Source organism: Paenibacillus sp. JQZ6Y-1, from assembly GCF_040719145.1.
Taxonomy (GTDB): domain Bacteria; phylum Bacillota; class Bacilli; order Paenibacillales; family Paenibacillaceae; genus Saccharibacillus; species Saccharibacillus kandeliae.
Map to the genome: position 1 here is coordinate 1,896,251 of NZ_JBFDUZ010000001.1, position 12,602 is coordinate 1,908,852.

The 12,602-nt window shown below is 47.1% G+C and carries 10 protein-coding genes; all 10 read right to left on the reverse strand.

The annotated features are described in order from the left end of the window. Positions 1–157 precede the first annotated feature (157 nt). On the reverse strand, positions 158–1,993 hold the full coding sequence (locus tag ABXR35_RS08210) for a UbiD family decarboxylase (RefSeq protein WP_367058018.1): 1,836 nt from the start codon (positions 1,991–1,993) through the stop codon (positions 158–160). A 343-nt stretch (positions 1,994–2,336) separates the two neighbouring features. Beyond that, positions 2,337–2,804 (reverse strand): DinB family protein, encoded by a 468-nt coding sequence (locus ABXR35_RS08215; protein ID WP_367058020.1) that lies wholly within the window; start codon positions 2,802–2,804, stop codon positions 2,337–2,339. Between the two features lie 96 nt (positions 2,805–2,900). Then, complete coding sequence (locus ABXR35_RS08220) at positions 2,901–3,854, reverse strand: MBL fold metallo-hydrolase (protein WP_367058023.1); 954 nt, start codon at positions 3,852–3,854, stop codon at positions 2,901–2,903. Positions 3,855–4,320: 466 nt separating this feature from the next. Then, entirely contained in the window at positions 4,321–4,986 is a 666-nt protein-coding gene (locus tag ABXR35_RS08225; RefSeq protein WP_367058025.1) for an S-layer homology domain-containing protein, read from the reverse strand. Between the two features lie 229 nt (positions 4,987–5,215). Then, complete coding sequence (locus ABXR35_RS08230) at positions 5,216–5,938, reverse strand: YebC/PmpR family DNA-binding transcriptional regulator (protein ID WP_367058028.1); 723 nt, start codon at positions 5,936–5,938, stop codon at positions 5,216–5,218. Between the two features lie 209 nt (positions 5,939–6,147). Beyond that, the gene (locus ABXR35_RS08235) at positions 6,148–7,704 is read right to left on the reverse strand and encodes an ABC-F family ATP-binding cassette domain-containing protein (protein WP_367058031.1); all 1,557 of its coding nucleotides are present in this window, start codon (positions 7,702–7,704) and stop codon (positions 6,148–6,150) included. A gap of 141 nt (positions 7,705–7,845) precedes the next feature. Then, entirely contained in the window at positions 7,846–8,268 is a 423-nt protein-coding gene (locus ABXR35_RS08240; protein WP_367058033.1) for a hypothetical protein, read from the reverse strand. 199 nt (positions 8,269–8,467) lie between these two features. Beyond that, the gene (locus ABXR35_RS08245) at positions 8,468–9,643 is read right to left on the reverse strand and encodes a sugar ABC transporter permease (RefSeq protein WP_367058035.1); all 1,176 of its coding nucleotides are present in this window, start codon (positions 9,641–9,643) and stop codon (positions 8,468–8,470) included. A gap of 11 nt (positions 9,644–9,654) precedes the next feature. Continuing rightward, entirely contained in the window at positions 9,655–11,175 is a 1,521-nt protein-coding gene (locus ABXR35_RS08250; RefSeq protein WP_367058037.1) for an ATP-binding cassette domain-containing protein, read from the reverse strand. 191 nt (positions 11,176–11,366) lie between these two features. Next, a complete protein-coding gene (locus ABXR35_RS08255; protein ID WP_367058040.1) occupies positions 11,367–12,494 on the reverse strand; it encodes a sugar ABC transporter substrate-binding protein in 1,128 nt (375 codons plus the stop codon). Positions 12,495–12,602 lie beyond the last annotated feature (108 nt).

Genomic DNA, 12,602 nt, shown 5'->3' on the forward strand with positions numbered 1-12,602 from the left:
ATCGGTAATGCGCAATGAAATAAACAGCTGCCCAAATACAGGCAGCTGTTTAAAATTGCAGAAACATTTGTCAAAAGAATACCTTCAAAACTCCAAGCTTCTAGATGGTAGGATCATATACTGCAAACGCATCTGTACGACTTTCGAACCTCTTCTATTAGCTCAGCTTGATACTGCTCAGGCTGCCACCACTGGCAAATAGTCGATCAATGCGTTTCTCCACATCCGCATCTGGTACAAGCGGCGGTGCTTGGTGCGGCTTGATGCGTGCATCAATAATCATATTATCACAGCCCCAATGCTTGTACTCATACGAGCTGTTCGTTCCGTAAATATCGTGTGACGGATTGCTGCGCGTAAATGTTACCCATAGGAAATTACTCAGAGTAGCGCTGACCATCTCACTATCATCGCACAGAATGATCATTGGCGCACCTTCCAATCCTTCATGCGCTTCCAGACTAGCGCAGATGTCCGCCAATTCCTGCCGAGCCGCAATATAATCGGTAAATGGCTTGCTCTGCACGGCAACCACACCCGGCATCACCAGATACGGATCATGCAGCGTTCGCAGCCCTTTCAGCGCTTCTGGTACTTCACGACACAGCTCACGGCGCTTGTCGCCATAAGCGGCGAAGATCACTTTACTTCCTGTATTCAAGCCAGTACCGGAATAGTCCAGTGTATCAATCGTTGTGTTCGTTTGGAAATGAATATCGCGGCGCAGATCCATACGCTCTAGAATATAGCCGATAAATTCGACTTCACGATGCGTATCCAGCGGTTGCTGATCCTCAGCAGTGATAAATAGGTATTTGGCAAGGCTGACCTGACCAGTACCTAGAATTCGGTTGGCAATGGTCAACAGCTCGGCAGGCTGCTTGACCTGCTGATACGGTGTATACCGCTCGCTACCAATAGCGAATAGCAGTGGATGCACACCTGCCGCATCGACAGCATGCACTTCCTTAACGCCAGGAATCTCCTGCTTTACCGCATCCCCCGTCAATTCATGGATCAGCTCACCAAAAACAGTATCCTCTTGCGGCGGACGGCCAACCACGGTAAATGGCCAAATGGCACGCGGTCTGGCATACACGCCATGTACTTTCAACACAGGGAAATCATGCACGAGACTGTAATAGCCCAGATGATCGCCGAATGGTCCTTCTGGCTTCGTATCCTGCGCATGAATCTCGCCCGTGATGACAAAATCAGCATCGTTACTGATCGCATAGCCGTCCAGATAGCTATAATTGAATCGACGACCTGCCAGCAGTCCGGCAAAGGTTAATTCGCTTAGTCCTTCCGGCAGCGGCATGACCGCAGATAACGTATGCGCTGGTGGTCCACCGACGAAGATACTCACCTTCAGCGGCTTGCCCTGTTGATTCGCCTTCGACTGATGGACACCGATACCGCGATGAATCTGATAATGCAGACCGATCTCACGATTCAGCTCGTACTCGTTGCCTGTCAGCTGAATCCGGTACATACCGAGGTTGGAATTCATAATGCCCGGCTTGTCCGGGTCTTCACTGTAAACGAGCGGCAGCGTCACAAACGCGCCTCCATCCATCGGCCAGTGCTGGATCAGCGGCAGATCAGAGATTTGAATCTGCTCCGCTGCGGCAGGCAAACTATTGCCGCGCTCATTCGGCAATGCTTTGTAAGCAGCAAGCCCATTGCGTACATTCGCCAATGGTTGCTTGAGCGCCTTCATCGGATCATTGCGTAGAGCGATGACATTACGCGTTGATTCCCATGTCTGTCGGAAAATAAAACGACTGCGATCCATCGTACCGAAAATATTCGATGCTGCCCGGAAGCGCGAGCCTTTCACATTTTCAAATAGCAACGCCGGTCCACCGGCTTCATATACACGCAGATGAATCGCCGCCATCTCCAAATGAGGATCGACTTCTTCCTTGATTCGGAGCAGATGACCGTTTTTTTCAAGATCGAGCAGGCATTCTTCAAGATTGCTATACATATCATTTCTCCATTTCATCCTGACAGAGATAGTTGTAATTTTCGTTATTCACTTTATTATAATCGGATTACAGAGCAGTGACAAAAGCCTAGGAAGCAATAGTTCGACAATTTTGCAACAGCGACGGTCAAACGGCGCTTTGGGATGTAGAAACAGATCCCTCTTTTGCTTCTATTGGAAGCATCCTGTAGACTAACGATGTTCATTCTATATGTATACCCAATATCTATGTTCAGACCAAATAAAAACCCCTGATCGACAAGCGGCTATAAACAACTCAAGCCACTATACGTCGATCAGGGGCGTGCAATATACGATCAATAATAGTTTTCTTCGCTTCTACTTACGCTTTGCGCAGCAGTCGGGTCATCGCATTGATCATACCCGAATGAGCCGCTTCATGCGTCAAGTTCAGCTCTAGTAGATCGTGAATAATTTTGGCACCCGCAAAGTTGTCCTGTACTGCTACTGATTCGTCCAGCTTGCTGCCAAACACTTCGCGCAGCTCATCCACTTGGCTGTTGAATACGTTCAGCACGTCTTCCCAGCTTGGCGGCTCGCCATGCCATTCCGACGGACGTGTATTCGGTGCGAAAAATGTAGAGTATTCTACTGGCAAACGGCGCGTCTGACCAGCGAACCCATAAATGATACTATCAGCGATGGTCACAATATGACCAAATTGCCAGTGAATATTATTGTTAAAATCCTCCGGGATAATATCGATGTGTTCTTCGCTGATCCGGTCGAGATATTTCAGCATATTTTGGCGTGTTCTCGCCATCCAATCAAAAACAAAAGCATCGGACATGATTGTAATTCCTCCTGTATGTTCTAGATCATGACCTGTCATCAGGTCCTTGACCATCGTAACCCGAATACACAGGTCATGTCCAATCTCACAACATTATTTTCGCTGAAAATAGACAATATCCCCATCCGTTACTGACTCTACAAAGCCTTCATTGCGCAAATACACCAGTCTCGCCAGCGCTGTATAAAATTCCAACAGCTCCTGTGATGCCGGTCTGCCTGTTCCATAAATCTCACGACATAACTGCCCAGCCGTTCGCCTTCCCTCTGTCAGACTGCCCAAAATCTGCTGCATCCGAAAATGATGCGCATTGCGAATATCGCGAATCCGCTGCGGCAGATCGTGAATGACATGATCATGTCCAGGCAACACCAATTCTGCCGGATACGTTTCGATTAGATCCAGTGATTGGAAATAATCCTCAAGCGGATTCACATCCTCCTCGCTCCAAAATGGAATCACAGGCGCGGTATCAGCGAACATGAGATCACCCGCAAGCAACAGCTTGGACGGCGCATGCCAAAAGCAGAAATGATCTGCCGCATGTCCCGGTGTCCAAATCGCTTCATAAGGCTCATCGCCCAGCATGACAGTATCGTGGTTGTTGTAGATCTGATCCGGCTCTAGCCATACACTGCCCATATAACGGTAAAATTGTCGTTCCTCGATCTCTGGTCCATCGTATATTTGATTAAATGCATAGGGTGTATGATCATCCGGCTGCTTTTGCTCTAGCAGACGGTGATAGGTGCTCATCAATTCATAGCTGTTACGTGAACATAGGACAGGAACGTTCCACTCCTGCTGAAACCAAAGTGCCAGTCCGATATGATCGGGGTGGGTGTGAGTAATGATCACCTTTTCGACTACCAGTCCGTTATCGCGCAGCTGCTTCCATTCCCGGCGTGTCGCTTCATCCTGTACCCCAGTATCCATAACCGTATATCCGTTCTTGCCTTCAAAGAGATAACTATTCACCGTGCCGTCTCCATAAGGAAGCGCCAGCCGGTATACGTGGTCTGCCAGTCTAACAAGTCGTTTAACCATGATGTCTCCTTTTGAAGATAAAATGAGAATTGCTTTCATGCTCAGCGTTCATGTTATATTCTAATACACTTATTCTGGCATCACCATAACAGATTATGCGGAAGTACGTGAACACAACAAATAACCGCCGAGTATCTCCTTGCCTTCACAGACTGTCATCAGACAGTTGCTTGGCATGGAGAGTCGGCGGTCATTTGCAGTCATGAAGCGATCCTGTCGGCAGGGTGCGTGCCAGCGATCGTTCCGACTGATCCGTAATGGATGTGTTTGCCCGCAAATGGCAAGAGACTAGACGACGTAGCGACATTGCACGCACGGCTTTACGGAGCCGGGTGCACGTCCCGCAGAGACTTACGTATCGGCTCGGCGGGGGTGAATGGATGATGAGCGAGATGCTGTTGTGTTTGCTCATGCTGTAATGATGTAGGGACGGACGACATTGGAAATAGGGAAATGCAGATCATCCTCATTGACCGGCATCTTCCATTGGTGCCTGTTTGTTGCCTGCCTTTTCATGCAGAACTTGCAAACTGTTGTAAAGCCACTGGGCAGCTTCGCCGCGAGTGAGCTTTTCTTTTGGCTGGAAGGTGCCGTCCTCATGCAATGTGATGATCTTGTAATGCAAGGCACGCTGTATCGCTCCCTGATTGCCAGCGGTAATATCGGATTCATCCTTGATGTCCGCTGGAACAAGATTGATCATCGGCAGACCTGCTTGATGTTCCAGTGTGTCCATAAGCAGCGTAGCGAATTGCTCGCGAGTGATGGAATCTGCCACATTCACATTTTTATCCAGCTTGACGTTATTGTAATACGCCAATACGAGCGTGTCCGCGTACCATGCTTGGTCGGATACATGGGTGTACATATCAGTCGCTACTGGCATTTTGATAAAGCGCATATTATCAATATTCAGATCATATCCTTTGACCAGCAGGGTAATCGCCTGTGCATAGCTGAGATCTTGTTCCGGTTTGAAGCTGTCTTTGCTCATACCGGCGATCACTCCCTGCTGCTGTAGGCTAGTAATCGCTTGCTTTTGCTGTTGATTCACATCGTCAAATGCCAACGCACTTCCAGTGCCACCTAGTAGTAAGGCTGCTGATAATGCTGCCGTGATTACTTTTTTCATGTGCATTTCCTCCTTTCCATTGAACATTGTGCTTGCCTCTTCATGATGTACACAACGCAGGCAGGAGGAATGTTGCAACAATGATTATGTTTTATAAAAAAATAAGATTGATACACAAAAAAGCAGTATACCCACATCTAGTAGGTATACTGCTGCTTATGATATAGATCAACAGCTTATGATATAGATCAACATCATGCTCGATCTATAATGGATCGTTTACAAGGTCTTACTCAGCATACTCAACGTTATGGTATACCTGTTGTACATCTTCCAGATCTTCAAGTGCGTCGATCAGCTTCTCAAATTGCGCTTCCGCTGCTTCGTCTGGCAGTGTCACAAAGGTTTGTGGCAGCATGGTCAGCTCGGCTACGCTAAATTCCTCGATGCCTGCGTTTTTGAATGCTTCTTGCACCGCATGGAATTGATCCGGCTCTGCATAAACGATCACGGACTCGTCTTCCTGCACGATGTCGCGTGCATCCACGTCTGCTTCCATCAGAATTTCCAGTACTTCTTCTTCGTTCTTGCCTGTTACACCGATCACGGCAGTCGATTCGAACATGTACGCTACGGAACCCGCTACACCCATGTTTCCGCCGTTTTTGTTAAATGCGGAACGTACTTCTGGTGCGGTACGGTTTACGTTGTTGGTCAGCGCATCAACGATGATCATCGAACCATTCGGACCGAATCCTTCGTAACGCAGCTCGGAGTATTGCTCGTCTCCGCTACCTTTAGCTTTATCCAGCGCGCGATCAATGATCGCTTTCGGTACATTATATGTTTTCGCACGCTCCAATACGACTTTCAGAGCACTGTTGGATACGGGATCAGGCTCGCCTTTTTTGGCAGCAACATAGATTTCCACGCCAAATTTGGCATAAATCCGACTTGTGTTTGCGTCTTTATTTGCCTTTTTTTCCTTGATATTATTCCACTTACGGCCCATACTATCCGCTCTCTTTCTGCTTGTGAATTTATACGCTATTTATTATAACGCGTTTTGCATCGTAATCAAAATATTTTGCTAATTTTATCAAATGAATCATACGCATTCTCCATTACGTATGCCAAAAGAAAATCCTGCTCAAGTCGTAACTTAAACAGGATTTCCGTCGATCTATGATCTGCATCAGGATGCAACGATCATTTACTATATTAAAATACTTTCGTGGTCCACGATTCGCAGTTCCATGTCTCGGTCACGATGTCACGGTAAAATTCCGGTTCGTGAGAGATCATGAGGATGCTTCCTTTGTACGCTTGCAACGCGCGCTTCAGCTCGTCCTTGGCATCAACGTCCAAGTGGTTGGTCGGCTCATCGAGTACGAGGATATTCGTTTCACGGTTGATCAACTTGCACAGACGCACTTTGGCTTTTTCGCCACCGCTGAGGACAGCGATTTTGCTCTCGATATGCTTGGTCGTCAGACCACATTTGGCAAGAGCTGCACGAACTTCAAATTGGGAGAAGCCCGGGAACTCGCTCCAAATTTCTTCAATACAGGAATTGTAGTTGTCGGACTTCATCTCCTGCTCAAAGTAACCGATCTGCTGATGCTCACCGCGCTCCACTGTACCGGAAATAGCAGGGATTTCGCCGAGAATACTGCGTAGCAACGTCGTTTTACCGATACCATTCGCACCGACGAGGGCGATCTTCTGCCCACGCTCCATACGCAGATCAAGCGGACGGGACAATGGCTCATTGTAGCCGATAACCAGATCTTTGGTGTCAAAAATCACTTTACCCGCTGTACGTCCAACTTTGAAGTTGAATTGCGGCTTCGGACGCTCCTGTGCCAGCTCGATCACTTCCATTTTGTCGAGCTTTTTCTGACGAGACATCGCCATATTACGGGTTGCGACGCTTGCTTTGTTACGAGCAACAAAGTCTTTCAGCTGGGAGATTTCCTGCTGTTGACGTTTGAATGCTGATTCCAGCTGTTGCTTTTTCATTTCATATACTTCCATGAAATAATCATAGTCGCCGACATAACGGTTCAGCTCTTGATTTTCCATATGGTAAATAATGTTGATAACGCTATTCAGGAATGGAATATCGTGAGAAATCAGGATAAACGCATTCTCATACTCCTGCAAATACCGTGTCAGCCACGTGATATGCACTTCGTCCAAATAGTTGGTCGGCTCATCCAGCAGCAGAATGTCGGGTTTCTCCAACAGCAGCTTGGTCAGCAGAACTTTAGTACGTTGTCCACCAGACAGATCGTTAACGTCCTTATCCAGACCGATGTCTGTCAGACCGAGACCGCGTGCGGTTTCGTCAATCTTGGCATCAATCAGGTAGAAGTCCTGCGCCGTCAATAGGTCCTGAATGGTACCAACTTGCTCTAGCAGCTCTTCCAGTTCCTCCGGTGTAACTTCCCCCATTTTGCCGTACATGTCGTTCATTTCCTGCTCCATATCGAACAGGTATTGGAATGCACTTTTGAGTACGTCACGGATAGTCATGCCTTTTTCCAGCACAGCATGTTGATCCAGATAGCCGACACGCATGCGCTTCGACCACTCAACTTTGCCTTCGTCAGGTTGCAGCTTGCCTGTGATAATATTCATGAAGGTAGATTTACCTTCACCGTTTGCGCCGATCAGACCGATATGTTCGCCTTTCAACAGACGGAACGATACATCTTTAAAAATAGCCCGGTCACCAAAGCCGTGGCTTAACTTTTCTACGTTTAATATGCTCATTCATTACACCTTTTCTATTGGACTTGAGCCTGCGCGAATTGCGGATCAATAGGGCAGAGACATCTCGTCTTATTATAGAGATATATGATGGACAACTCAATGGAAAGTTGATCAATTTTGTAGATTTTTGCAATAATCGTCTCACATCTCCAAATAGATCTCGTAAAATTCCAATCGCTCGCGAGCAAAGCAGATCGCAATCTGTCCTTCGGGAACCTGTTTGCCAGTGAACCCGCCGAGACAAAGACCTAAATCAGCGAACAGTACATACGTGCCTGATTCGTTATAAGTCGCCTTATATGTTTGTTCCAATTGCTGTACAGCATGAGGATCGGAAAAGAGATTGATCTCATCCACCTGTAATTGCCCACCTTTGACGATTATCACATCCGCAAGTTTCTTTTCGATATATGTACAGCGTACACCCTCTCGCATCTCTCTGATTTCTTCCATGATGCCATCCTTCTCTACACTTAACGCTTTGCCACTTTGCTTTTTGATTTGTGCTTGTGTGCTGCCGAATTCATACGCGTCCACGCCTTCATATGGCGTTAATATCATCATGTTTGAGTCGCTCCTTTGGTTTTTTAGAGTATTGGCATCGTTGTTATTATTGCATCATTTGTATGTGGGGATGTCAATTGAAGTTGATCATGCTACAGCAAATTGCAGTTTTCCTAATACAGCAAAAAGCCTCCTGTCATGTATCATACAGGAGGCTTTGCTGACAATAAAAGAGTGAAGGTCGAAATACTACGGTATCTTATCCTCTTTTTCTACGAGTCATGACGTCGAAGATAACGGCAAGTGCCAGTACAGCTCCGCGAATCATGTATTGATAAGAGATACCAACGCCGAGCAGGTTCATACCGCTGGATAGCGATGCCATAACAACAGCACCGATGATGGAGCCAGTAATTTTACCGACGCCACCTGCTGCGGATACGCCGCCGACATACGCAGCTGCGATAGCATCCAATTCAAACAGCGTACCTGCGGTTGTTGTTGCAGATTGCAGACGGGATGTGTACAGAATACCAGACAGAGCGGACAGCATACCCATGGAGCCGAATACGATGTACGTAATCTTCTTAACATTGATCCCGCTCAGGTGAGCGGCTTCTGGGTTACTACCGACCGCATAGATATGGCGACCGAGTACCGTACGTGTTGTTAAGAAGTGGTACACGATTACGACTGCGAGCGTGATAACAACCGTCCAAGAAAAGCCGTGGTATCCGGCAAGAATCCAAGTCACATAAGCGATGATCAGAGAGACGAAGATCAATTTGACAGCGAAGATCGGTTTGGATACGACCTCGAATTTGTATTTCAGCTTTTGGTTGCGCTTGCTAAACTCAGAATAGATAAAGAACAAGATGATCAGTCCGCCGATGATCAGGGACAGCAGGTTCAGTCCACCAACTTGACTCAGCGCTGGTAGATAATCGTTACCGATTGCATTGAATGTTTTGTCTTTAACGATGATGGTACCGGTATTCTCCGTTACTTGCAGCAAGGCGCCACGGAAGATTAGCATCGCAGCAAGCGAGGATACGAATGATGGGATACCGACAGAAGCAACCAGTACACCATTGAACATCCCGATGACGATACCGAGCACCATAATGATCGGAATGGTCAGGTACACCGGCATCCCTAGCTGCGATAGCATAATCGCAGCGATGGCGCCCATAAAACCAGCAGCAAAGCCGACGGACAAGTCAATATGACGAATAACGATAACGAGTGTCATACCAACAGCGAGTACGGCAATATAGCCAGTCGCATCAAGCAGGTTACTGATGTTACGCGATGACATGAACAGACCGTCAGTCAGAATGGAAAAGGTGAGCATGATAACGAACAGGGCGATATACATACCATAATCGCGGATATTCACTTTGAGCAGGGATCTTGCTTCAGTAAAGAAGTTCACGGCCAGTCCTCCTATTGTGTGGCAAATTTCATAATTTTCTCTTGATCGGCTTCTTCCACCGACAGTTCGCCCTTGATGCGTCCTTCCGCCATAACATAGATGCGATCACTCATACCTAGCACCTCGCCCAGTTCGGAGGAGATCATAATGATGCTCATGCCTTCGCTAATCAGCTTGTTCATGATGGTGTAAATTTCAAATTTGGCACCTACGTCGATGCCGCGTGTTGGCTCGTCAAGAATGAGTAGTTTCGGTCCGACGAACAGCCATTTGCCAAGCGATACTTTTTGCTGGTTACCGCCGCTTAGGTTGCCGACGATCTGCTCAATGGACGAAGCCTTGATGTACATCGAGCTTTTGTAGCCGCTGGCGACATGAACTTCTTCGTTTTCATTGAGGATACCGCCGGAGGAGATGCCTTTAAGGTTAGCAGCGGTGACATTGCTTTTGATGTCTTGAATCAGGAACAATCCGTCGCCTTTGCGGTCTTCGGTGACATAGGCGATACCAGAGCGAATCGCTTCGCTAGTATGACGGAAATTCTTCTTCTGCCCATCGACGAATAGTTCGCCTTCTAGCTTGTAATGCTTCGGATTACCAAAGATGCTAAGCGCGAATTCAGTGCGTCCTGAGCCCATCAGCCCAGCGATTCCAACAATCTCGCCTTTTTTGACATGCAGATCAATATGTTTGGCAACATGACGACCTAGTTCCTGATCGTAAGCGCTCCAATTTTTCACTTCAAGAATATGGCTGCCGAACCGTTTGTCTGGGCGCTTCGGATAAATATCTTCGATATCGCGTCCAACCATGTTTTTGATGATGACCGATTCAGTCAATTCGCCGTTTGCTGCGTCCAGTGTACAGATTGTTTTACCGTCACGCAGAACGGTCGCTTTGTCGGCGATGGAAATGACCTCTTTGAGCTTGTGTGAGATCATAATGCAGGTGATGCCCTGCTGCTTCAGATCACGTAGTAGCTCCAGCAGGTTTTCGCTGTCATTTTCATTGAGTGCAGCTGTAGGTTCGTCGAGAATGAGCAGCTTAACATTTTTACTAAGTGCCTTGGCAATTTCGACCAGCTGTTGCTTGCCGACGCCCAGATCGCGGATTAATGTTTCCGGGTTCACGTTCAATTTGACCTTTTGCAGCATTTCGCGAGCTTTGATGATCGTTTCGTTCCAGTCGATCACGCCACCCTTTTTCACTTCATTGCCGGCGAAGATATTTTCATAGACGCTCAAGTCTGGAAACAATGCCAGCTCTTGATAAATGATGGCGATGCCCGTTTTCACGCTATCGCTGATTTTGGAGAAATTTTGCACGTTTCCTTCAAAGATAATATCGCCCTCGTAGGTTCCGTAAGGGTATACACCGCTGAGTACCTTCATTAGCGTAGATTTACCGGCTCCATTCTCGCCGATCAGGCAGTGGATTTCGCCCTTGGCGACTTTGAAGTTTACGTCGGATAAGGCTTTGACGCCTGTAAAGCTTTTGGAAATGCCTCTCATCTCCAGTATGTTACTGTCCATTGATATTCCTCCTTACCCAACGTTTTCTCTTCCTCTATTTCGTCCCTTGCTGGTGTAGCTCATTCGTTATTCCATTTGCCAGATCATATCGCTAGACCATGTGGGAAGTGGGGAATGGAATTGCAAAACAGGAACAGCATCCCGTCCCTGTTTTGCCGTTTGCAATCTGTAGCTGATAATGCCGACTAAGCTTACAGTCCAGTAAAATCGGACGCTTTGTAGTAGCCAGAATCAATCAGTTCTTTTTTCACATTGTCTTTATCAACCACGATGACGTTGGTTTGTTTTGCTTTGACGTCAACGCTACCGTTGTTGTAGGAGCCTGTTGTTTCTGGTGTTTTACCATCCAGAATTTCAACTGCCATGCCCATTGCATCTTTTACGAGTGTACGTACATCTTTGAATACAGTCATGGATTGTTTGCCGTCAATGATATATTGGATGGATGCTTGCTCTGCATCTTGACCAGTGATCACGAAGCTTTTGATTGCAGTATCCGCGCCGAATACGTCAGCGATCGAGCGTGCAGTACCATCGTTTGGTGCCAGAACAGCTACATCGCCTTTCATGTCAGCTGCGGCGGCAGTCAAGTGAGTTTGTGCTTTGTTTTTGGCTTCGTTCGGGTCCCAGTTGGTTGTTACTTGACCGATGATGGAGCCGAGCTGGTCACGAGACAATTCTTTGGTTCCTTTCAGCGCTTCCGCTTGTGAAGAGTTAGCAATTTTGAATGTGCCATCAGCGATTTTTGGTTGCAGTACTTCCCATGCACCTTGGAAGAACAAGAATGCGTTATTGTCGGATGCTGCACCTGCATACAGGTAGAGTGGTTCGCCTGTGCCTTTGGCGTGATCTACCAAATATTTCGCTTGTGCTGCACCAACCGCCAGACTGTCAAACGTTACATAGTAGTCAACTGCATCTGTATCTGTGATCAGACGGTCATACGCGATAACCGTGATGCCTTCTTTTTTAGCAGATTCAACAGCGGCTGCTGCGGCTGCACCGTCTTGCGGACAGATGATCAGTACTTTGATGCCTTTATTGATCAGTGTTTCCACGTTTTCTTTTTCCTTAGCGGATGAACCTTGGCTGAACAGAATCTCTGTCGAGTATTTCGTGCCGGACAATGCTTCTTTGAAACGTTGCTCATCCTGTACCCAACGCGGTTCATCTTTGGTTGGCAATACGATACCTACACTGATTGATCCGTCGCCGCCACTACCGCTGCTGCTTGTGCCTCCGTTATTACATGCGGACATAATGAGCGAGAACATCAATACGATGATCAGTAGGGAAATTGCTTTGCTATGTTTCTTCAATGGTATGTGCCCCTTTCGATGCTTGTCTGTTTGCTTACAGGTCAATCATAGCATCGCTTTCTGGTAATGTAAGCGCTTAAATATAGCACTCTTTTGCAACCTTCTGTA